Source organism: Hydrogenophaga sp. ANAO-22, assembly GCF_042466645.1.
Taxonomy (GTDB): Bacteria; Pseudomonadota; Gammaproteobacteria; order Burkholderiales; family Burkholderiaceae_C; genus Hydrogenophaga.
The window spans coordinates 4,084,390-4,106,826 of the sequence record NZ_CP159956.1 but is presented as its reverse complement, the minus strand read 5'-3'; the positions used below and the strand labels follow the sequence as shown (position 1 = coordinate 4,106,826).

The following is a 22,437-nucleotide window of genomic DNA, read 5'->3' as shown; positions in this document are numbered from 1 at the left end:
GCGGACGGCTCACTGCACGGGCGGCGTGCAGGCCAGCACCTCGTCCATGGTGGTCAGGCCCTCGGCCACGCGCGCCGCGCCCGCCAGGCGCAGCGGCCGCATGCCATCCTGCACGGCCTGCCGGCGCAGCGCGTCGAGCACGGGCTCGCGGCTGACCTTGTCCTTGAAGGCCTCGGTGACCACCAGCAGTTCGTACAGGCCCATGCGCCCGCGGAAGCCGGTCATGCGGCAGTCCACGCAGCCCACCGGCTGGTAGGGCCGGTAGCTGCCGCTGACCTGCCAGGGCTTGACCAGCTCGGTCAGCGTCGCCCGCGAGGCCGTGGTCTCGTCCCGGTCCTGCGGCTTGCGGCAGGCCGGGCACATCGTGCGCACCAGGCGCTGGGCGAGCACGCCCAGCACGGTGGCGTTGATCAGGTAGGGCGGAATACCCAGCTCCATCAGCCGCATGATGGCCGAGGGCGCGTCGTTGGTGTGCAGCGTGGTGAACACCAGGTGGCCGGTGAGCGCGGCCTGCACCGCCATCTCGGCGGTGGCCAGGTCGCGTACCTCGCCGACCATGATGATGTCCGGGTCCTGCCGCATCAGCGAGCGCAGGCCCTGCGCGAAATCGAGGTCCAGGTGAGGTTGCACCTGGGTCTGGTTGAAAGCCGGCTCGATCATCTCGATCGGGTCTTCCACCGTGCTCACGTTGACCTCTTCCGTGGCCAGGCGCTTGAGCGTGGCGTACAGCGTGGTGGTCTTGCCCGAGCCTGTGGGGCCGGTCACCAGCACGATGCCGTGCGGTTGCCGGGTCAGGCCTTCCCAGCGCTGGGCGTCGTGCGCGGCGAAGCCCAGGGCGCTGAGGTCCTTCACGGTCGACTCGGGGTCGAAGATGCGCATGACCAGCTTTTCGCCGAACGCGGTGGGCAGGGTGGACAGGCGCATTTCCACCTCGTCGCCGCGCGCGCCGCCCACGCCCGGGCGCAGGGTCTTGATGCGGCCGTCCTGTGGGCGGCGCCGCTCGACCACGTCCATGCGGCCCAGCAGCTTGATGCGCGCGGTCATCGCGTTCATCACGCCGATGGGCATCTGGTAGACGGGGTGCAGCACGCCATCGATGCGGAAGCGGATCACACCCTGCTCGCGCCGGGGTTCGAGGTGGATGTCGCTGGCGCGCTGGTCGAAGGCGTATTGCCAGAGCCAGTCCACCACCTGCACCACGCCCTGGTCGTTGGCGTCGAGCTGCTTGTTCGCCTTGCCCAGCTCCACCAGCTGTTCGAAGCTGCCGAAGCCGCCCGGCGCGCCGCTCTTGTTGGCCGCGCGCACCGACTTGGCCAGCGCGAAGAACTCCCCGGTGAAGCTCTTGATGGACTGCGGGCTGGAGAGCACCAGGCGCACGCTGCGCCGGGTCTGGCGCTCCACCTCGGGCACCCAGTCGCGGATGAAGGGCTCGGCCGTGGCCACCACCACCTCGCTCGGGCTCACCAGCACCGGCAGCACCTTGTGGCGTTCGGCGTAGGCGGCGCTCATCACGTCGGCCACCTTGCCCACATCCACCTTCAGCGGGTCGATGCGCATGTACTCCAGGCCGCTGCGTTGGGCGAGCCATTGCGTGAGCATCTCCACGTCGAGCACGTGCTGGTCGGCCTTGCGCGACATGCCCACCACCGCCAGCCGCTGCAGCGGGTGCTGCGAGCTGTGCGCCGAGGCGCAGCGCGTGGTGGTGCGCTCGGCCTCCTCGGCGGAGATGATGCCGTCCTCGCGCAGCCAGCCCACGAGGCTGCGCCAGTCGAGCGGGCCATCGAATGTCTTCTGTTGCTGCTGCGGTGGCGTCGGCGAGGTCTTCATGCGTCGATCAGGATACCGGTTTGAACAGGCGCAGCCACTTCACAGCGGGTAAACCCCAGCGCGCCTGCACCGCTTCCGCGCGCGCCAGCAGGGCCATGCGGGTGGGCCGCTCGGCGGTGCGTTGGGCCAGCACCACCGTGTTGCCCTCGCGCGTGGGCTTGAAGGCCCAGACCGCGTCGGTGCCGAAGGCGGCGCAGATGCTTTGCAGCGAGCGCTCGTAGCTGGCGTCGCGGCCGAAGAGGTTGACGGTGAGGCAGCCTTCGTCGGTGAGCACCGTGCGGCAGTCGGCGTAGAAGTCGGGGCTGTCGAGCACGGGGGCGGCGGCTTCGTGGTCGTAGAGGTCCACCTGCAGCGCGTCGTAGGCGCCGACGTGGTCGGCGCGGCGGATCTCTTCACCGGCGTCGGCGAGCAGCACGCGCAGGCGCGGTCCGTCGGCGGGCAGTTTGAACCACTGCCGGCACACCGCGACCACCTGCGGATTGATCTCGATCGCGGTGGTGTCCATGCGCAGTTTCTTGAAGCAGAACTTGGTGAGTGCGGCGGAGCCCAGGCCCAGCTGCAGTGCGCGGCGTTTGGGCACCGAGTCCGGATCGACGAAGAGCAGCCAGGCCATCATGCGCTGGACGTAGTCGAGTTCGATGTCGAACGGCGACTCCAGCAGCATCGAGCCCTGGATCCATTCGGTGCCCAGGTGCAGGAAGCGCACTTCGCTGTCTTCGGAGATGGTCACGTCCGGCAGGGTCTGGACCGCGCGCCTCGCGCGAGCGGCGGCGTTGGCGCCGGCCTTCATGCTTGGCCCTCGCTGTCACGCGGGGAATGTTCGGGGGGTGGGGGGAGTGCTGCATCTGGGTGTCTGACCTTGGGAGGACGATTATGAACACTGTGTTGGTTGGTGCTTTTCTCCGGCGGCTCCCTGCGGTTCGCCTGGGGTGGCCGACTCCGCTCATGTCCCCCGACCCGGCTGCGCCGGGTCTCCTCCTTTACTTCGCTGCGTCGGCCCCCCCAGGCGAACCGCAGGGTTGGTATGCGGGAGGTTTGCGTGCCTGCCTGTTGTCGGCCCGGAGCGATGGGGCGTTCTGCGCAGCGGGGTAAAGGAGGAGAACCGGCGAAGCCGGTTCGGGGGACACCCGCGGAGCAGAGCGCCCCATCGCTCCGGGCCCGCGAGGTCATCCGTGAGAGATCAACCACCCACCCCATGCCGCCGCAACACCTCAGCCCAAGCCGCCAGCTTGCGATCAAAACTCCAACTCGCATTCGCCGGACTCGTGGAAGGCAACCGGTACACCGGCACCCCCAGCTTCTCCGTGTGCCGCGAATGCCGGAAACTCTCGCCCCCGTTGTGGGCGATCGCCTCCAGCATCGGGCACTCACGCAGCACCATCGAAAAATCGTTCAACTCCGCATTCAGGATGTTGGCGTCCAGACTCCCCTCGCGCTCGCAGGCCCCGTACACATCCCACACCCCCAGCCCGTGCTCGCGCAATGCCCCCACCCGCTCCGCGTACGCCATCGCGGGCAAAGGCAAGGCCCACAAAGCCCCCAGAATCTTCCAGAAATGGTTCTGTGGATGGCCGTAATACTGCTGCGCCCGCAACGACGCCACCCCCGGAAAACTGCCCAGCACCAACACCCGCGTGTTCGCGCTCAACACCGGGGCCAGACCCTGCAACCGGCTCATGCCAAAGCCCCCAGCCGCGGCAACGCCGCCAGGGCATTCGCGGTGCTCGCCACCATCAGATCCTCCACCGGCACGCCCCGCAACTCCGCCACCACCGCCCCGATGCGCGGCAGCTCCGCCGGGCTGTTGAGGCCCTGCGCGCGCCCGGCCTCGCGCTCGGCCGCCGTCACGTACAGCCACTGCGGCGGAATGTCCGGCGCATCGGTCTCCATCACCAACGCCGACAAGGGCAATTCGGCTGCGAGCCGGCGCAGCTGCCGCGCGGGCTCGAAGGTGCTCGCGCCACCGAAGCCCAGCTTGAAACCCAGATCGATGAAGGCCTGCGCCTGCTGTTCGCTGCCGTTGAAAGCGTGCGCGATACCGGCCACCGGCAGTTCACGCAAATGCTTGAGCAACAGGTCGGCACTGCGCCGCACGTGCACGATCACCGGCAGGCCGTGCTTTCGCGCCAGCCGAAGCTGCGCGCGGTAGAAGGCGGTCTGCCGCTCGCGCATCTCGGGCGTGCAGAGTTCGGGCACAAAAAAATCCAGACCGATCTCACCCACCGCCACGAGGCGGGGATCGTCGCGGTGATCGGTGAGCGCCGCGTCCAGGGCCGTGAGGTCGTCTTCCGTCGCCTTGGGCACGCACAGCGGGTGGATGCCCAATGCATAGGCGTCGCCCAGGCGGTGCGCGAGCAGGCGCACGGTGTCGAAATTGAAGCGCGCGACAGCGGGAATGACGCACCGGCCCACGCCGCGCGCGGCCGCGAGTTCACGCAGGCTGATCGCGAGAGCGTGGTCGGCGCCGAACTCGGGCGCATCCAGATGGCAGTGTGTGTCGATCCACATGGCGGTATAACGGCCATTGTGCCGGCAAGCGCCAGCGCACCGGCCCGCTCACAAGAATGCAAGCAAGAAAGGAAATCACCATGTCACACACCACCCGCCTCGCCTCGCTCGCCGTGCCCGCCCTGCTGGCCCTCAGCGCCTGCGCCCTGCCCGGCGTCCCCGCGCCCGCCCCGCTGGTGGGCAGCGAATGGCTGTTGGAAGACCTGGGCGGGCGTGGCGTGCTGGACCGCGTGCAGGCCACGCTCGCCTTCCCCGAAGCCGGGCGCGTGGCCGGCAACAGCTCGTGCAACCGCTTCTTCGGCTCGTACACCTTGATGCAGGACCGCGTGGCCTTCGGCCAGCTCGGCGGCACGCGCATGGCCTGCCCCGAAGCGGTGAACGACCAGGAAGCGCGCTACCTGGACGCGCTGCAGAAGGCCCAGCGCCTGGAGGTGCAGGGCCGGACGATGCTGATGCACGTGCAGGGGCTGGACAAGCCGCTGCGGTTCACCAGAACAAAACCCTGAGCCCCCACACTCCACCGCTGCGCGGGTCGCCTTAAGTCAAGACCCCTGCCGTCAACCGCAGCACGCGGGCGCAGCGGGCGGCCAGGGCCTCGTCGTGCGTGACGACGATGAAGGCCGTGCCCTGGTCGCGGGCCAGTTCCAGCATGAGCTGGAACACGCCCTCGGCCGTGCTGCGGTCCAGGTTGCCGGTGGGTTCGTCGGCCAGCACGCAGGCCGGTTGCGTCACCAGCGCGCGCGCGATCGCCACGCGCTGGCGCTCGCCACCCGACAGCTCGGCCGGCCGGTGGTGCAGGCGCTCGCCCAGGCCCACGCGCGCGAGCATCTGCTCGGCCTGCTGCGCCGCCTCGGCGCGCGGCAGGCGGCGGATCCAAAGCGGCATCGCCACGTTGTCGCGCGCGCTGAATTCGGGCAGCAGGTGGTGGAACTGGTAGACGAAGCCCAGGTGCCGGTTGCGCAGCGTGCCTTGTTGCGTGGCGCTCAGGCCCGAGAGGGTCTGGCCCATCAGCTGCACGCTGCCGCTGGTGGGCGCGTCCAGCCCGCCGAGCAGGTGCAGCAAGGTGCTCTTGCCCGAGCCTGAGGCGCCGACGATGGCCACGGTTTCGCCCGCGCGCACCGCGAGGTCCACGCCCTTGAGCACGGTGACGTCGAGCCGGCCTTCGTGAAAGCGCTTGGTGAGGCCCCGGGCCTGGAGAACGGTGTCACTCATAGCGCAAGGCCTCGGCGGGGTTCACGCGGCTGGCGCGCCAGCTCGGGTAGATCGTGGCCAGGAAGGCCAGCACCAGCGAAATCAGCGCGACCGGCAGGATGTCGGTCTGCTGCGGGTCGCTGGGCATGCGGCTGATGAGGTAGATGTCCTGCGGCAGGAAACTCGCGCCCAGCAGGCGTTCGAGCGCGGGCACCAGGGTGTCGATGTTGAAGGCCACGCCCAGGCCGAGCAGCAGGCCCGCGCCGGTGCCGATGATGCCCACCATGGCGCCCTGCACCATGAACACGCCCATGATGCTCTGCGGGCTCGCGCCCAGCGTGCGCAGGATGGCGATGTCGGCGCGCTTGTCGGTCACCGTCATCACCAGCGTGGACACGAGGTTGAAGGCGGCCACGGCCACGATCAGCGTGAGGATGATGAACATCATGCGTTTCTCGAGCTGCACGGCGGCGAACCAGGTGCGGTTCTGGCGCGTCCAGTCGCGCACCAGCAGGCCGGGGTCGAGGTCGGAGGCGATGGACAGGGCCACCTCGCGCGCCTGGTGCAGGTTCTTGATCTTCACGCGCACGCCGGTCGGGCCCTCCACGCGGAAGATGCGCGCGGCGTCGTCCTGGTGCAGCAGGGCCAGGGCCGAGTCGTACTCGAAGTGGCCCGAATCGAAGGTGCCCACCACCGTCATCTGGCGGATGCGCGGCACCACGCCGGCCGGCGTCACCTGGCCGTTGGGCGCGATCAGCGTGACGCTGTCGCCCGCGATCACACCCAGGCTGCGCGCCAGCTCGCCACCGAGGATGACGCCGAACTCGCCGGGCACCAGGCGCGGCAGCATGGTGTCGGCCAGTTCCGCCGCCAGGTCGGTCACCTTGGGTTCGAGCGCGGGGTCGATGCCGCGCACCAGCGCGCCCTTCATGTCCTCGCCGCGTGCGATCAGCGCCTGCGCGCCCACGAACGGCGCGGCGCCCACCACCTCGGGATGGCGCTCGATGCGGGCCAGCGTGTCGGCCAGGTTGGGGATCGCCTGGCCGCTGGGTTCGAACACCTCGATGTGCGAGAGCACGCCCAGCATGCGGTCGCGCACCTCCTTCTGGAAGCCGTTCATCACCGAGAGCACGATGATGAGCGCGGCCACGCCCAGCGCGATGCCCAGCATGGACACGCCCGAGATGAAGGAGATGAAACCGTTGCGCCGGGTGGCGCGGCCGGCGCGGGTATAGCGCCAGCCCAGGATGAGTTCGTAAGGGGTTTGCATGCAGTTGGTGGTGGGATGCAGCGGGCATTGTGGCATCCCCGACAATCACGGCATGCCCGCCCCCTACCCGGCCTCTGAGCCTCGCCTGCACCTGCTGGTTCCTTTCGCCAGCGCGAGCGACCCCGCCTGCCGCACCGCGCTCCCGGGTTTGCCCTTGCCCCAGCTCACCGCGCTGCTGGCCGAACTGGTGCCTGTCTACACCGACGCGGGCGACGACCACAGCCTGAGCCCGCCGCACGAACGCGCCTTGGCGCAGGCGCTGGGCCTGGTGCGCGCCGACGGCTGCCCCTTCGGCGACGGCCTGATTCCCTGGGCCGCGATGGAAGACGCGCAACCCGACACGCCTCAGGCCTGGTTCACGCCCTGCCACTTTCAGGTCGGCATGGAACAGGTGACGCTGTTGCCCGGTGATCAATTGGGCCTGAGCGACGACCACTCGCGCGCGCTGTTCGACGCCCTGGCGCCCTATTGCGCTGAAGACGGCATCACCCTCACCTACCAGTCGGCCACGCGCTGGCACGCGCGCGGGGAGCCGCTGCGCGGCATCGCCTGCGCCAGCCTGGACCGCGTGAGCGGCCGCTCGGTGGAGGCCTGGATGGCCGAAAGCACGGCCAACCCGGCCGGGGGCCTGCTGCTCAAGCGCCTGCAGAGCGAGGCGCAGATGCTGTTCTACACCCACGCCGTGCACGATGCGCGCGAGGCCGCGCGGCTGCACCCGGTCAACGGGTTCTGGGTCAGCGGGGCCGGCGCGCTGCACCGCCCCATCACGCCGCAGCCCCCACCGGCCCAGCCCGATGCGTTGCGCCGCGCCGCGCTGCAGGCCGACTGGGCCGCCTGGCGGCAAGCCTGGGCCGCGCTCGATGCCGGCCCCATCGCCGAGTGGCGCGAGCGCGCGCAACACGGCGAAGCGGTCACCCTCACCCTGTGCGGCGAACGCGCCGCACAGCGCTTCACGAACGCCCCCCGAGGCGCCGGCGCGCGCCTCGGCCGCTTCATCAAGAACCTGCTGGGCCCCACCCCGGCCTGGAAGACCCTGGACACCCTATGAAGATCATCACCCGCGACGTGCCTCCCCGTGCCGCCTGGGCGCTGGAGCAAAGCGGCCTGCACCCCCTGCTGGCGCGCCTGTTCGCCGCGCGCGGCATCACCAGCAAGGACGAGCTCGACGACGCGCTCGCGCGCCTGCTGCCGCCGTCCTCGATGCTCGGCGCCCAGGAGGCCGCGCGCGCCTTGGCCGACGCGATGGCCGCCGGCAAGTCCATCTGCATCGTGGCCGACTACGACTGCGACGGCGCCACCGCCTGCGCGGTCGGCCTGCGCGGCCTGCGCCTGCTGGGCGCGCCCCTGGGTTTCGACCGCGTGAACTACCTGGTGCCCGACCGCGTGACGGACGGCTATGGCCTCACGCCCTCGATCGCGAAGCGCGTGAAGGCCCAGGGCGCCGACGTGCTGGTGACGGTGGACAACGGCATCGCCAGCGTGAACGGTGTGCGCGCCGCGCGCGAGCTGGGCCTGGACGTGATCGTGACCGACCACCACCTGCCCGCGCTGAAGGACGGCGAGATCGCCCTGCCGGTGGACTGCATCATCGTCAACCCCAACCAGCCGGGCTGCGCCTTCGAGAGCAAGTCGATCGCGGGGGTGGGCGTGATGTTCTACGTGCTGCTGGCGCTGCGGGCCGAGCTGCGCGAGCGCGGTGTGTTCACGGCGCAGAACCAGCCCAAGATCGACACCCTGCTGCCGCTGGTGGCGCTGGGGACCGTGGCCGACGTGGTCAAGCTCGACGCCAACAACCGCCGCCTGGTGGCGCAGGGCTTGAAGCGGGTGCGCGCGGGTGCGATGCCGCCGGGCATGACGGCGCTGTTCAACGCCGCCGCGCGCAAGCCGGCCGCCGCCACCGGTTTCGACTTCGGCTTCGCCCTGGGCCCACGCCTGAACGCGGCGGGCCGCCTGGCCGACATGACGCTGGGCATCGAGTGCCTGACCACCGAGGACGCGCTGCGCGCCGACGAACTGGCGCGCACGCTGGACGGCATCAACCGCGAGCGCAAGGCGATCGAGGGCGACATGCGCGAGCAGGCCTTGCAGATGGCCGAGGAGATGTTCGACGAATCGGAGGAGCCGCCGCCTGCGCTGGTGGTGTTCGACCCCGATTTCCACGAGGGCGTGGTCGGCATCGTGGCCTCGCGGCTGAAGGACAAGCTGCACCGCCCCACCTTCGTGTTCGCCGCCAGCGGCGCCGAGGGCAAGGAGCACGAGCTCAAGGGCTCGGGGCGCTCGATCGCGGGTTTTCATCTGCGCGATGCGCTCGACCTGGTGGCCAAGCGGCATCCGGGGGTGTTGTTGCGGTTTGGTGGCCATGCGATGGCGGCGGGCTGCACGATCGATGAGGAGCAGCTGGAGACTTTCGAGGCGGCCTTGCAGCAGGTGGCGCACGAGTGGCTGGACGCCGCGACGTTGCAGCGCCGCATGGAGGCGGACGGGCCGCTGGACACGAAGTACCGGCGCGCGGATCTGGTGGACACGTTGCACCAGGAGGTGTGGGGTCAGGGGTTCGCGCCGCCGGTGTTCTGCGAGGAGGTGGTGGTGGTGTCGCAGCGTCTCGTGGGCGAGAAGCACCTGGCGTTGAAGCTCAAGCACCAGGGTGAACCGGTGGACGGCATCTGGTTCGGCCACACGGAGCCGCTGCCGCAGCGGGTGAAGATCGCTTTCCGGTTGGATGCGGATGAGTGGCAGGGGCAGCGGCGGGTCCGGTTTCTGGTGGAGGCTGCTGAGGTTTGAGATTTTTCTCTCACTTTGACCTCGCGGTCGCCTGAGTGTGGGCGCTCTGCTCCGCGGGTGTCCCCCGGCGGCTGGTGCCGCCTCCTCCTTTACCCCGCTGCGCAGAACGCCCCCACCCAGGCGCCAGTGACACCGATTAGAGAGGACCAACGCTCCGCACGCCAGGGAGGTCGCCAGTGGCTGGGGTGATCGCCGCAGCGAAGTAAAGGAGGAGAACCGGCGAAGCCGGTTCGGGGGACATTCGCGGAGGCGATCACCCCAGCCGCCGGCGACCGGAGCCCCGCCAACGAAAACAATCAGCTCATGAGAGCTTCACGAACCGCCGCCAATTGACGGCGAGAAACGGCCAGGCGTTCCTCGACCCCGTCGAGCCGCACCATCCAGCCCTCGCCCTCGACCGGATCGTTGTGCTTCTCAACAGCGCGAACCGCCCGGCGCGACACCAGCGCATTGCGGTGCACCCGCACGAACAGGTGGGCATAACGCTGCTCCAGATCGCTCAGCGCGCCGTCGAAGATGTGTTCCTTGTCCGCCGTGCGCACGGTGATGTATTTCAACTCGGCCTTGAGGTAGATCACATCAGCCAGCGCCACCCGCTCGCTGCGGCCCCGCTCCTGGATGATCAGGCTCTCGGGCAAACCCCCGTCCTGCACACCCTCGCCCGCACTGCGCTGCTTCATCACCTTCTGCAACGCCTGCTGCAGACGCTCGCGCCGCACCGGCTTGGTCAGGTAATCCACCGCTTCCAGCTCGAACGCATGCACCGCATGCTCGGCATACGCCGTCACGAACACGATCGCCGGCGGCGCCGCCATCTGGCGCAGCGTGCTCGCCAGCGCCATGCCGTCCACACCCGGCATGTGGATGTCCAGCATCACCAGGTCACAGCCCGTGCGCTGGATCTGCTCCATCGCCTGCACCGCGTTCGACGCCTCACCGACCACGTCCGCCCGTGGCTCGGTGCATTCGCCCAACAGCGTGCGCAGCCGGGATCGCGCCAGCGCTTCATCGTCAACGATCAGTACCTTCAGTGCCATGTCACGCTCCGTTGCCAGATCCGGTTCGGGGGTTCATTCAAACCCCGCTTATACCGGTATTTCAAGTCTCACCTGAAACACGCCATTCACCAAGGCGCTCTGAAAGCGCCCTTGTACATCATGCAGCAGCGTCAGGCGCTGGCGCACATTGTCCAATGCCAGACCATTGCCCCGCCGCCCACTGCCTGCCGGCACGGTGTTGGTGACCTTGATCACCACCACACTGCCCCGGCGCTGGGTGCTGATGCGCACCACCGCCCCGCTGGCACTGGGCTCCACCCCGTGCTTGACCGCATTCTCCACCAGCGGCTGCAGGATGAGGGGAGGCAATTTGGCCTTGGACGCCGTGTCGTCCACGCTCCACTCCACCTTCAGCCGCTCGCCGAAGCGCACCTGCTCGATCGCCAGGTAGTGCTCGGCCAGCTCCAGCTCCTGCCACAGCGGCACGGCCTCCTTGGCGTCGGCCAGCGCGTGGCGGAACAGTTCGCTCAGGTCTTCAAGCAAGTTTTCGGCCTTGGCCGGCTCCTCGCGCACCAGCGCGATCGCGCTGTTGAGCGTGTTGAACAGGAAATGCGGCCGGATGCGCGCCTGCAGTTCGGCCAGGCGGGCCGTGGCGCCGGCCGGTCCGCGCGCCTTGGAACGCCACATCAGCGCCGCCACCAGCACCGCCGACACCAGCGCGCCCGAGGCCGCGCTGGCCAGCCAGGGCGAGGGCTCCACCAAGCCCATCCAGACCAGCAGGCCGCAACCGTAGAGCCCCGAGAGCGCACCAAACCCGACCGCCGCCGCCCATTGGCCCGGAATCGGCAGCAGGCCCAGCTGGCGTTTGAGGCCGCACACGGTCAGCAGCCAGGCCAGCACGGCGGGCAAGGCCGCGCCGGTGTAGATGGCCAGTTGCGTGACCCAGGCAATGAAGGTCTGGGCGCCGAACAGGGCCGCTACCGCCACGATGGCCTGCACGAACAGCACCGCGCGCAGCACCGTGCCGACCTGGCAAGTGTCGAACACCTGCACCCGCGCGCGCAGGTCCTCGGGCATGTCCGCGATCGGGCGCGCACCCGCGGCATGCGCCAGTTCCTGGAAGCTCGATAAAATTCTGGAATCTTTCATGGGAAGCACATCCGTCTTCGGGTCGGCCCCGTGAGGGCCTCTACAGGGGTCTGCCGCGCCGCCAACCGGCCCAGGGCCCACTGCCCCAAGCCCCATCCCTGGCGCACTCGCGCTCCTTCCTTTTTCCATCCAGCCGCTGGTAACACCATGTCCACCAACCAACTCGACAAAAAATCCGAAGCCTGGTCCGCCCTATTCTCGGAGCCCATGAGCGAGTTGGTCAAGCGCTACACCGCCAGCGTCTTCTTTGACAAACGCCTGTGGCAGGCCGACATCACCGGCAGCCTCGCCCACGCCGAGATGCTGGCGCACCAGGCCATCATCGGCGCCGCCGACCTCGAGGCCATCCAGCGCGGCATGGCCCAGATCACGGCCGAGATCGAGTCCGGCGAGTTCGAGTGGAAGCTCGACCTGGAGGACGTGCACCTCAACATCGAGGCCCGCCTGACCCAGCTCGTGGGCGACGCCGGCAAGCGCCTGCACACCGGCCGCAGCCGCAACGACCAGGTCGCCACCGACGTGCGCCTGTGGCTGCGCGGCGAGATCGACCTCATCGTCCCGCTGCTCGACGAGCTGCAGACCGCGCTGGTGGCGGTGGCCGAGAAGAACGTGGACGTGATCCTGCCCGGCTTCACCCACCTGCAGGTGGCGCAGCCGGTGAGCTTCGCGCACCACCTGCTGGCCTATGTGGAGATGTTCTCGCGCGACGCCGAGCGTTTCGCCGACGTGCGCCGCCGCACCAACCGCCTGCCGCTGGGCAGCGCCGCGCTGGCCGGCACCACCTACCCGCTGGACCGCGAGCGCGTGGCGCGCACGCTGGGCATGGTGGACGAGCGCGGCGAGCCGCAGGTGTGCCAGAACAGCCTGGACGGCGTGAGCGACCGCGACTTCGCGATCGAGTTCACCGCCGCGGCCAGCCTGTGCATGGTGCACATCAGCCGCTTCAGCGAGGAACTCATTCTCTGGATGAGCCAGAACTTCGGCTTCGTGAAGATCGCCGACCGCTTCACCACCGGCAGTTCCATCATGCCGCAGAAGAAGAACCCCGACGTGCCCGAGCTCGCGCGCGGCAAGACCGGCCGCGTGGTCGGCCACCTCATGGGCCTGATCACGCTCATGAAGGGCCAGCCGCTGGCCTACAACAAGGACAACCAGGAAGACAAGGAGCCGCTGTTCGACACCGTGGACACGCTCAAGGACACGCTGCGCATCTTCGGCGAGATGGTGGGCGGCCAGCTGAACCCGGCCACGGGCACCAAGGAAGGTGGCATCACCGTCAACGCCGTGGCGATGGAAGAAGCCGCCAAGAAGGGCTACGCCACGGCGACCGACCTGGCCGACTACCTGGTGAAGAAGGGCCTGCCCTTCCGCGACGCGCACGAAACGGTGGCGCACGCCGTCAAGGCCGCCGTCTCGCACAACTGCGACCTGTCCGAGCTGCCGCTGACCGTGCTGCAAGGCTTCAACGCCTCGATCGAGAAAGACGTGTACGAGTGCCTGAGCCTGCGCGGCAGCCTGAACGCGCGCAACACCCTGGGCGGTACCGCGCCGGCCCAGGTGCTGGCGCAGATCGCGCGCCACCGCAAGCGCCTGGGCTGAAACCCCTCGGCCCGCCACGGCGGGCACACGGGCGGCGGCGGGCTTTCAGCTACCCTTGGCGTCTGCCATGGAGGAAGCCTTGAAAAACAACATCCCGCTCCGCTTTGCCGCCACCGCGTGGCTGGCCATCGCCCTGCCCGCGTCCGCGCTGCAGATCACCAGCGTTTCCCCCCAGGGCGAAGTGGCCCGGGTGCGCCAGGTGGTCGTCAAGTTCAACGACAGCGCCGTCAACTTCGGCGACGCCAAGGCCCCCGCTCCCGTGTCGCTCAGTTGCAGCGACGCCCAGGCCACCCGGGGCAACGGCCGCTGGACCAGCGACCGCGAATGGGCCTTCGAGTTCGAGAACGACCTGCCGCCCGGCGTGAATTGCACGGTGCAGGTGAAAAGCGGCTTCAAGTCGCCCAAGGGCACGGAACTGCCCGTGACCCGCACCGGCTTCAACACCGGCGGCCCGTTCGTGCAGCAGGTGCGCCCGGGCCCCTCGTCGCGCATCGACGAAGAACAGTATTTCGTGCTGCGGCTCAACGGCGCGGCGACGGCGGCCAGCCTGCAGTCCCAGGTGTGGTGCGCGGTCGAGGGCCTGGGCGAGCGGGTGCCGATCCGGCTCATCGAAGGCAAGGACCGCGGCGAGCTGCTGAAAGCCAACGGCTGGGACAAGCTGGCGGACAAGGAGCCGCAGCGTTATGTGACGCTCTCGTGCAACCGTCGCTTCACGCCGGACACCAAGGTCTCCCTCGTGTACGGCAAGGGCGTGGCCACACCCTCGGGCATCGCGAACACCGTGGAGAAGCGCTTCGACTTCCAGGTGCGCGAGGCCTTGACGGTCGGCTTCAGCTGCGAGCGCGAGAACGCCCAGGCCGCCTGCCTGCCGATCCGGCCGATGACGCTCAACTTCAGCGCGCCGGTGCCGCGCAAGCAGGCCGAGGGCATCCGCCTGAAGTCGGCCCAGCAGACGCACAAGCCGGTGTTCGAAGAAGAGAACGCCGACGGCGACAGCGTGGTCACCGAGCTGACGTTCAAGCCGCCCTTCGCCGAGCAGGCCGCGTTCACCATCGAACTGCCCAAGAACTTCAAGGACGACGCGGGCCGCACGCCGGCCAACGCCGACAGTTTTCCGCTGCCGGTGGCCACGGGCGCCATGCCCCCGCTGGCCAAGTTCGCCGCCTCGCCCTTCGGCATCGTCGAGCGTTTCGCCGAACCCGGCGGCACCCCGCTGCTGCCCGTGACCCTGCGCAACGTCGAGGCCGCGCTGCAGGTGCAAGGCCTCAGCCCCGGCCAGGTGAACGACCTGCAGCCCAAAACCGACGCGGAGATCATTGCCTGGTTCCGCAAGCTGCAGCGCTACGACCAGTTCAACGTCTCGCGCAAACAGGCGCAGGCCGACACGGTGGGCCCGCTGCCCAAGGTGCTGGAAGACCGGGACAAGCGCTGGGTCGAGTCGCGCGCCGTGTCGCTGCTCAAGGGTCAGGCCGGCGTGAAGGCGATGAGCCTGCCCCAACCCGCCGTCAGCGACCCGCGCCCCTTCGAGGTGGTCGGCATCCCACTCACGCCGGGCTTCCACGTCGTGGAGATCGCCTCGCCTGCCCTGGGTGGCGCCCTGCTGGACGCGCGCTATGGCGGCTCGCGCACGATGTACGTGCGCACCTCCGCGCTGGTGACCAACCTGGGCGTGCACTTCAAGCTGGGCCGCGAAAACGCGCTGGCCTGGGTGACCACGCTGGACAAGGGCAAGCCCGCCGCCGGCGCCCGGGTGCGCGTGTCCGACTGCGCGGGCAAGGAAGTCGCCACCGGCACCACCAACGCGCAGGGCGTGGTCGAGTTCAAGGACGTGCCGCCGCAAGCCCCTCGCTGCAACAGCGGGGACGGTGAAAGCACGCAGGCCTATTTCGTCAGCGCGCGGCTCAAGGACGGCGCCACGGAGGACATGGCCTTCACCTGGAGCGACTGGTACCGGGGCATCGAGCCCTGGCGCTTCAACGTGCCGACCAGCCGCGATCCGCGCCCGGACGCGCGCGCCCACACGGTGTTCGACCGCACGCTGCTGCGCGCGGGCGAGACGGTGTCGATGAAGCACCTGATCCGCACCGAAACCAGCCGGGGCTTCGGCCTGCCGGAAACCTTGCCCGACACGCTGGTGATCACGCACACCGGCAGCGGCCAGCAGTTCACGCAGCCTATGGCCTGGCGCAAGACGGCCACGGGCGGCCAGAGCGCGGAAAACAGCTTTGCCATCCCCGCCGGCGCCAAGCTGGGCAACTACGAGGTCACGCTCAAGAGCGCCGACGAGCGCCTGCGCCAGTACAGCAGCGGTGAGTTCCGCGTGGAAGAGTTCCGGCTGCCGGTGTTCGAAGGCCGCATCGCGCCGCAGGCGAGCCAGGCGCTGGTCAACGTGAAGACCGTGCCGACCCAGCTGCAGGTCAGCTACGTCTCGGGCGGCGGCGCGGCCAACCTGCCGGTGCGCGTGTCGGCCTCGGTGCGCGACAAGTTCCTCAGCTTCCGCGACTTCGACGGCTTCAGCTTCCAGCCGCCCCGCGCCGACAACGCGCGGGGGAACGAAGACGGCGAGGAAGAAGCCACCGCCTCGCAGGACCAGCGCGTCATCGCCGACAAGCTGCCCGTCACGCTGGACCGCAACGGCGCGGGCGCGCTCACCATCGAGCAGGTGCCCACCGCCCCTCAGCCGCAGGAACTGTTGCTGGAGGCCACCTACGCCGACCCGAACGGCGAGGTGCAGACGCTGCGCAGCGTCTCCACCGTGTGGCCGGCGAGCGTGGTGGCGGGCATCAAGACCGAAGGCTGGGTGTCGGCCAGCCAGAAGATCAAGTTCCAGGCGCTGGCGCTGGACCTGGCGGGCAAGCCCGCGGCCCAGGTCGCGCTGAGCGTGAAGGCCGTGGCCCACATCACCACCACCAGCCGCAAGCGCATGGTGGGCGGCTTCTACACCTACGACAACCAGACGCAGACCAAGGACCTGGGCACGGTCTGCAGCGGCCAGAGCGACGCGCGCGGCCTGCTGCTGTGCGAAACCAGGCTCGGCGAACCGGGCGAGGTGGAACTCATCGTGACCGCGCAGGACGCGGCGGGCCTGAGCATCCAGGCCGCCAGCTCGGTGTGGGTGACGCGCCAGGGCGAGCTCTGGTTCGGCGGCGAGAACCACGACCGCATCGACCTGCTGCCCGAGAAGAAGAGCTACCAGCCCGGCGAGACCGCGAAGTTCCAGGTGCGCATGCCGTTCCGCTTCGCCACCGCGCTGCTGACGGTGGAGCGCGAAGGCATCCTCGAATCGCAGGTGGTGCAGCTCAACGGGCAGGACCCGACGGTGCAGCTGAAGATCCAGGAGGGCTGGGGGCCCAACGTGTACGTGAGCGTGCTGGCCCTGCGCGGCCGGCTGCGCGAGGTGCCGTGGTACTCGTTCTTCACCTGGGGCTACAAGGCCCCGCGCGAGTGGTGGACCTCGTTCTGGTACGAGGGCCGCGAGTACGTGGCGCCGACCGCGCTGGTGGACCTGAGCAAGCCGGCGTTCCGCCTGGGCCTGGCCGAGATCCGCGTCGGCACTCGGGCGCACCAGCTCGATGTGAGCGTCAAGGCCGACCAGGAGACCTACCCGGTGCGCGGGCAGGCGAAGGTGACCATCACCGCGAAGCTGCCCAACGGCCAGCCGGCGGCAAACGCGGAAGTGGCGCTCGCGGCGGTGGACCAGGCCCTGCTGGAACTCATGCCCAACCGCAGCTGGAACCTGCTCGACGCCATGCTGCAGCAACGCGCCTGGGGCGTGGAGACGTCCACCGCGCAGATGGAGATCATCGGCCGGCGGCACTACGGCCGCAAGGCGGTGCCGGCGGGGGGCGGCGGGGGCAAGAGCGGCGCGCGCGAACTGCTCGACACCCTGCTGCTCTGGAACCCCAGGGTGACGCTGGACGCGAAGGGCCAGGCCGTGGTCACGGTGCCGCTCAACGACGCGCTCACCACCTTCCAGATCGTCGCCGTGGCCGACCTGGGCACCGGCCTCTTCGGCACCGGTCAGACCAGCGTGCGCGCCACGCAGGACCTGCAGATCATCAGCGGCCTGCCGCCGCTGGTGCGCGAGGACGACCAGTTCCGCGCGCAGCTCACCCTGCGCAACACCACGCAGAAGGCGATGAAGGTGGCCGTGTCGCCGCGCGCCACGCTGCTCGAGCTCGCGCCGCAGACGGTGGACATCCCGGCCGGTGAGGCGCGCGAGGTCGCCTGGACGGTGACCGCGCCCGCGCAGCTCGCGCAGACGCGCGCCGAGGCCATCCTGTGGGAGATCGAGGCGAAGGACACGCTGGGTGGCGCGAAGGACGCGCTCAAGGCCCGGCAGCGCATCGTGCCCGCCGTGCCGCTGACGGTGCAGCAGGCCACGCTGGTGCAGGTCGATGGCGCGTTCAACCTCGACGTGGCGCCGCCGGCCGGCGCGCTGCCGGGCCGGGGCGGCCTGAAGCTCGCGCTGCAACCGAAGCTGGCCGAGGGCCTGCCCGGCGTGCGCGACTGGTTCGCCAACTACCCCTTCGTCTGCCTGGAGCAGAAGACCAGCAAGGCCGTGGGCCTGCGCGACGCCAGGCTCTGGCAGGGCGTGGTGGCGCAGTTGCCCAACTACCTCGACGCCGACGGCCTGGCCAATTACTTCCCGCCGCGCGAAGGCGACGCCAACCGCGGCAGCGACATCCTCACGGCCTACCTGCTGGCGGCCACGCACGAGGCGGCCACCATCGACCCGGCCTTCGGCCTGCCGGACGAGGTCCGCGCGCCGATGGAGCGCGGCCTGATCGCGTTTGTCGAAGGCCGCATCTCGCGCGAGTTCTGGAGCCCGCGCAAGGACCTGGACGTGCGCAAACTCGCCGCCATCGAGGCCCTCTCGCGCTACGGCAAGGCGCGCGGCCGCATGCTGGGCAGCGTCACCCTCGCGCCCAACCAGTGGCCCACCAGCGCGGTGATCGACTGGGTCAACATCCTCCAGCGCGTGAGCGACGTGCCGCAGCGCGAGCAGCGCCTGGCCGAGGCCATGCAGGTGCTGCGCGCGCGCCTGAGCTTCCAGGGCACGAAGCTGGTGTTCAGCACCGAGCAGGACGACTACTGGTGGTGGCTCATGGCCAACGGTGACGTGAACACCGCGCGCCTGATGCTCACCGTCATGAACGACCCGGCCTGGCAGGACGACATGGGCCGGCTGGCCAGCGGCTTCATCGGCCGCCAGCAAAGCGGCGCCTGGCACACGACGACCGCCAACCTCTGGGGCGGCCTGGCGCTGGAGAAGTTCTCGGCCAGGTTCGAGGCCACCCCCGTCGCGGGCACGACGCGCGCCACCCTGGGCACGGGTGCCGCCGCGATCGACTGGGCCAAGGTCGATCGGGTGAGGACCACCGATGCACTCGGCGCATCGAACCAGACGACCTGGTTCGGCGCCCCCGCCGGCCCGGGCAACCTGAAGAACAACACCGGTTTCCTGCCCTGGTTGGCCGACGGTGGCAAGGGCACCCTGAGCGTGGCCCACCAGGGCAGCGGCAAGCCCTGGCTCACGCTGCAGTCCCTCGCCGCCGTCCCGCTCAAGGCGCCGTTCAGCGCGGGCTACACGATCAAGAAGAGCATCACGCCGGTGGAGCAGGCCGTGAGCGGCACGCACACGCACACGCACACGCGCGGCGACGTGTGGCGCGTGGCGCTGGAGGTCAACGCCTCCGCCGACATGACCTGGGTGGTGGTCACCGACCCGATCCCGGGCGGCGCGACCATCCTCGGCGGCGGGCTGGGCCGCGATTCGCAGATCGCGACCTCGGGCCAGAAGAGCCCGGCCGGCAACGCCTGGCCGGCCTTCGAGGAACGCAGCTTCGAGGCCTACCGCAGCTACTACGAGTACGTGCCCAAGGGCGTGTTCAAGATGGAATACACCGTGCGCCTGAACAACGTCGGCGAGTTCTCGCTGCCGCCCAGCCGCGTGGAGGCGATGTACGCGCCCGAGATGTTCGGCGAAACGCCGAACGCCCGCGTGAAGGTGGAGGCCGTGCGGTGAACCTGCGCCATGCGCTCGCGGCGGCCGCGCTCGGCCTGGGCCTGGCGCTGCCGGCACAGGCCTTGCCGAGCTTCGCCGAGGTGCACGCCGGCTGGCGCTCGTCCGAGGCGCGGGTGCTCGATCGCCAAGGCGAGCTGCTGCAGCGCGTGCGCATCGACCACCAGGTGCGCCGGGGCGAGTGGATCGCTCTCGCCGACGTGTCGCCCGCGCTGCGCACGGCCCTGGTGCTGAGCGAGGACAAGCGCTTCCACGAACACAGCGGCGTGGACTGGCGCGCCGTCTCGGCCGCGGCCTGGAGCAACCTGTGGAACAGCCGCACGCGCGGCGCCTCGACCATCACCATGCAGCTGGCGGCCCTGCTCGACGAGCCCGATGGCGAGCTGCAGCGCGGCGCGGGCGGGCGCCGCCTGACGCAGAAGCTCGGCCAGGCGGTGGCCGCGCAGCAGCTGGAGCGGCGCTGGCGAAAGGACCAGATCCTGGAGGCCTACCTCAACCTCGTGCCGTTCCGGGGCGAACTGGTCGGCATCGATGCGCTCTCGCGCACGCTGTTCGGCAAGGCCGCCCACGGCCTGGACGAGCGCGAAGCCGCCGTGGCCGCCGCCCTGGTGCGCGCGCCCAACGCGAAACCCGCGCAGGTCGCGCAGCGCGCCTGCGGCGTGCTCCAGCTCATGCAAGCCGGCACGCCGGTGGACTGCGGCGAAATGAAGATCCTGACCACCATCGCCCTGCAAGGCCGCGAATTCACCGCCAGCGAAGGCATCGCGCCCCACCACGCGCGGCGCGTGCTGGCGGCCGGCCCGGCGCAGACGGTGCGCTCCACCGTGTCCGCCCCGCTGCAGCGCTTCGCCGTGCAGACGCTGCAGCGCCACCTGCGCGAGCTCAAGGGCCGCCACGTGCAGGACGGCGCGCTGGTCGTGCTCGACAACGCCAGCGGCGAGGTGCTGGCCTGGGTGGGCTCGTCGGGCGAGCTGAGCGCCGCGTCGGAGGTGGACGGCGTGACGGCACCGCGCCAGCCCGGCTCCACGCTCAAGCCCTTCCTCTACGCCCAGGCCATCGCCGAGCGGCGCATGACGGCGGCGTCCCTGCTGGAGGACTCGCCCGCCGCCATCCCCACCACCAGCGGCCTCTACATCCCGCAGAACTACGACCGCCGCTTCAAAGGCTGGGTGTCCGCGCGCACCGCGCTGGCGTCGTCGCTCAACGTGCCGGCGGTGCGCGCGCTGGTCATGGTCTCGCCCGACGCGTTTCACCACCAGCTCGGCGCGCTTGGCCTGCCCCTGCGCGAACCCGCCGGCTACTACGGCTACAGCCTGGCCCTGGGCAGCGCCGAGGTGCCGCTGCTCGCGCTGACCAACGCCTTCCGCACGCTGGCCAACGGCGGGCGCCACGGCCCCGTGGGTTCGCCGCCGCAGGCCGCGCCGGCCATCGACCCGCGCGCCGCCTTCATCGTGGGCGACATCCTGAGCGACAGCAACGCGCGCGCGCGCACCTTCGGCACGGACAGCATCCTGGCCACGCGCTTCTGGGCCGCCGTGAAGACCGGCACCAGCAAGGACATGCGCGACAACTGGGCGGTGGGCTGGTCCGAGCGCTTCACCGTCGGCGTGTGGGTGGGCAACGCCAGCGGCGCGCCGATGTGGGATGTGAGCGGCACCAGCGGCGCGGCACCCGTCTGGGCCACCGTCATGCAGCACCTGCACGCCCACACGCCCAGCCGCGCGCCGCGGCCACCGGCCGGCCTGGTGCAGGCGCGCGCCTCGTTCGAAGGCACGGATGGCGCGCGGCCGCTGGAAGCGGCGCGCAGCGAATGGTTCCTCGCCGGCACCGAGCAGGCCCGCTTCGCGATGGACACGCCGGCCCCGGCGAGGGCGCCGGGCAGCGCGCTGCGCATCCGCAGCCCGGCCCCGGGCACCATCGTCGCCCTGGACCCGGACATCCCGCCCAACCGCCAGCGCCTGAGCTTCGTGGCCAGTGGCGCGGGCGGCCGCTGGCGCCTGGACGGCAAGCCCCTGGGCCAGGGCACCCGGCTGCAGTGGCTGCCCTGGCCGGGCCGGCATGTGATGCAACTCACCGATGCGCGCGGCACGGTGCTGGACGAGGTGCGTTTCGAGGTGCGCGGCGCGGGAGTGAAAGAGCATGCAAGAAGCCATTGACCTGAGCACCCTGCGCGTCGTGGTGGCGGCGGCCGACCTCGGCTCCATCAGCGCCGCCAGCGAACGCCTGCAGCTGGCCGTGGCCGCCGCCAGCTCGCGCATCACGGCGCTCGAAGAATCGCTCGGCTTCCGGGTGTTCGAGCGCTCGTCGCGCGGCGTGCAGCTCACCCCTGCCGGCCAGATGCTGGTGCAGCGCAGCCGCGCGCTGCTGACCGACGCCGACCGGCTGGCCCAGCACCTGCGCGGCTACAGCGAGGGCCTGCAAGGCCATGTGCGCGTGCTGGCCAACACCTCGGCCCTGCTCGAGGTGCTGCCGCAGCGGCTGGCGCAGTTCATGAAGGCGCACCCGCTGATCCGCATCGACCTGGAGGAGCGCGGCAGCCCCGAGATTCCGCTCGCGCTGATCGAAGGCCGCGCCGACTTCGGCGTGGTGGACCTGCCCGTGCCGCCCGCCGGCCTGGCCTTCACGCCCTTCTTCAGCGACACCCTGGTGCTGCTCACGCCGCGCTCGCACCGGCTGGCGACCCGCCGCCGGCTGCGGCTGGCCGACGCGCTGGACGAGCCCTTCATCACGCTCACCGACGGCACCGCCCTGTCCAACCGCCTGCTCGCCTCGGCCGCCGACGCGGGCCAGCCGCTGCACGTGCGCATGCGCATGCGCGGCTTCGACGCCGTGTGCCGCATGGTGGCCGCCGGCCTGGGCGTGGGCGTGCTGCCGCTGGAGGCGATCGCGCCCCAGCTGGCGCACCTGCCGCTGGCGGCGGTGCCGCTGTCCGACCCCTGGGCGCGGCGCACCCACCACATCGCCACCCGCACCGACGCGCCGCCGGCTCCGGCCGCGCTCACGCTGATCCGCGCACTGACCTCCCGCTGATCGGGCTTTCGCGAAACGCGAAAGCGGCCTTTGCCGCACGCCATTGCGGCCCACACGGG

The 22,437-nt window shown here is 70.2% G+C and carries 15 protein-coding genes; 7 read left to right on the top strand and 8 right to left on the bottom strand.

From position 1 onward, the window contains the following. Nucleotides 1-9 precede the first annotated feature (9 nt). The 4 genes from ABSY19_RS19735 to ABSY19_RS19720 form a co-directional block, all read right to left on the bottom strand. Entirely contained in the window at nt 10-1,827 is a 1,818-nt protein-coding gene (locus ABSY19_RS19735; RefSeq protein ID WP_382155083.1) for a GspE/PulE family protein, read from the bottom strand. A 7-nt stretch (nt 1,828-1,834) separates the two neighbouring features. After that, nucleotides 1,835-2,617 (bottom strand): spermidine synthase, encoded by a 783-nt coding sequence (locus ABSY19_RS19730; RefSeq protein WP_382155080.1) that lies wholly within the window; start codon nt 2,615-2,617, stop codon nt 1,835-1,837. A gap of 390 nt (nt 2,618-3,007) precedes the next feature. After that, nucleotides 3,008-3,505: a DNA-deoxyinosine glycosylase gene (locus tag ABSY19_RS19725; protein WP_382155078.1), complete on the bottom strand. Its 498-nt coding sequence runs from the start codon at nt 3,503-3,505 to the stop codon at nt 3,008-3,010. Then, nucleotides 3,502-4,335: a TatD family hydrolase gene (locus ABSY19_RS19720; protein ID WP_382155075.1), complete on the bottom strand. Its 834-nt coding sequence runs from the start codon at nt 4,333-4,335 to the stop codon at nt 3,502-3,504. The genes ABSY19_RS19725 and ABSY19_RS19720 overlap by 4 nt, the downstream gene beginning before the upstream one ends. Nucleotides 4,336-4,415: 80 nt before the next feature. Here ABSY19_RS19720 and ABSY19_RS19715 point away from each other — a divergent pair, with 80 nt between their 5' ends. Beyond that, nucleotides 4,416-4,841 (top strand): META domain-containing protein, encoded by a 426-nt coding sequence (locus ABSY19_RS19715; RefSeq protein ID WP_382155072.1) that lies wholly within the window; start codon nt 4,416-4,418, stop codon nt 4,839-4,841. Nucleotides 4,842-4,872: 31 nt separating this feature from the next. Here the strand turns inward: ABSY19_RS19715 and lolD are convergent, their stop codons facing one another. Both lolD and ABSY19_RS19705 read right to left on the bottom strand, forming a co-directional pair. Continuing rightward, nucleotides 4,873-5,547 carry a lipoprotein-releasing ABC transporter ATP-binding protein LolD gene (gene lolD, locus ABSY19_RS19710; RefSeq protein WP_382155069.1) on the bottom strand — a complete coding sequence of 225 codons (675 nt, stop codon included), beginning with the start codon at nt 5,545-5,547 and terminating at the stop codon, nt 4,873-4,875. Beyond that, nucleotides 5,540-6,796, bottom strand: coding sequence for a lipoprotein-releasing ABC transporter permease subunit (locus ABSY19_RS19705; protein ID WP_382155066.1), 1,257 nt, complete (start codon nt 6,794-6,796; stop codon nt 5,540-5,542). The genes lolD and ABSY19_RS19705 overlap by 8 nt, the downstream gene beginning before the upstream one ends. A 52-nt stretch (nt 6,797-6,848) precedes the next feature. On the opposite strand from ABSY19_RS19705, the gene ABSY19_RS19700 reads away from it, so the two are divergent. Next, a complete protein-coding gene (locus ABSY19_RS19700; protein ID WP_382155063.1) occupies nt 6,849-7,844 on the top strand; it encodes a phosphoglycerate mutase in 996 nt (331 codons plus the stop codon). Then, nucleotides 7,841-9,577 (top strand): single-stranded-DNA-specific exonuclease RecJ, encoded by a 1,737-nt coding sequence (gene recJ, locus ABSY19_RS19695; protein WP_382155060.1) that lies wholly within the window; start codon nt 7,841-7,843, stop codon nt 9,575-9,577. The genes ABSY19_RS19700 and recJ overlap by 4 nt, the downstream gene beginning before the upstream one ends. A gap of 296 nt (nt 9,578-9,873) precedes the next feature. Here recJ and ABSY19_RS19690 read toward each other — a convergent pair whose 3' ends face one another. Next, a complete protein-coding gene (locus ABSY19_RS19690; RefSeq protein ID WP_291121688.1) occupies nt 9,874-10,614 on the bottom strand; it encodes a LytTR family DNA-binding domain-containing protein in 741 nt (246 codons plus the stop codon). A 48-nt stretch (nt 10,615-10,662) separates the two neighbouring features. Further along, a complete protein-coding gene (locus ABSY19_RS19685) occupies nt 10,663-11,724 on the bottom strand; it encodes a sensor histidine kinase (protein ID WP_382155057.1) in 1,062 nt (353 codons plus the stop codon). Between the two features lie 147 nt (nt 11,725-11,871). Here ABSY19_RS19685 and argH point away from each other — a divergent pair, with 147 nt between their 5' ends. The 4 genes from argH to ABSY19_RS19665 all read left to right on the top strand — a co-directional run bounded on the left by argH (nt 11,872) and on the right by ABSY19_RS19665 (nt 22,378). Further along, on the top strand, nt 11,872-13,323 hold the full coding sequence (gene argH, locus ABSY19_RS19680) for an argininosuccinate lyase (protein WP_382155055.1): 1,452 nt from the start codon (nt 11,872-11,874) through the stop codon (nt 13,321-13,323). A gap of 67 nt (nt 13,324-13,390) precedes the next feature. Beyond that, a complete protein-coding gene (locus tag ABSY19_RS19675) occupies nt 13,391-19,351 on the top strand; it encodes an alpha-2-macroglobulin (protein ID WP_382155052.1) in 5,961 nt (1,986 codons plus the stop codon). A gap of 2 nt (nt 19,352-19,353) precedes the next feature. Then, a complete protein-coding gene (gene pbpC, locus ABSY19_RS19670; protein ID WP_382163879.1) occupies nt 19,354-21,504 on the top strand; it encodes a penicillin-binding protein 1C in 2,151 nt (716 codons plus the stop codon). After that, nucleotides 21,488-22,378, top strand: a complete 891-nt coding sequence (locus ABSY19_RS19665) for a LysR substrate-binding domain-containing protein (protein ID WP_382155049.1) — start codon at nt 21,488-21,490, stop codon at nt 22,376-22,378. The genes pbpC and ABSY19_RS19665 overlap by 17 nt, the downstream gene beginning before the upstream one ends. The last annotated feature ends 59 nt before the right edge of the window (nt 22,379-22,437 follow it).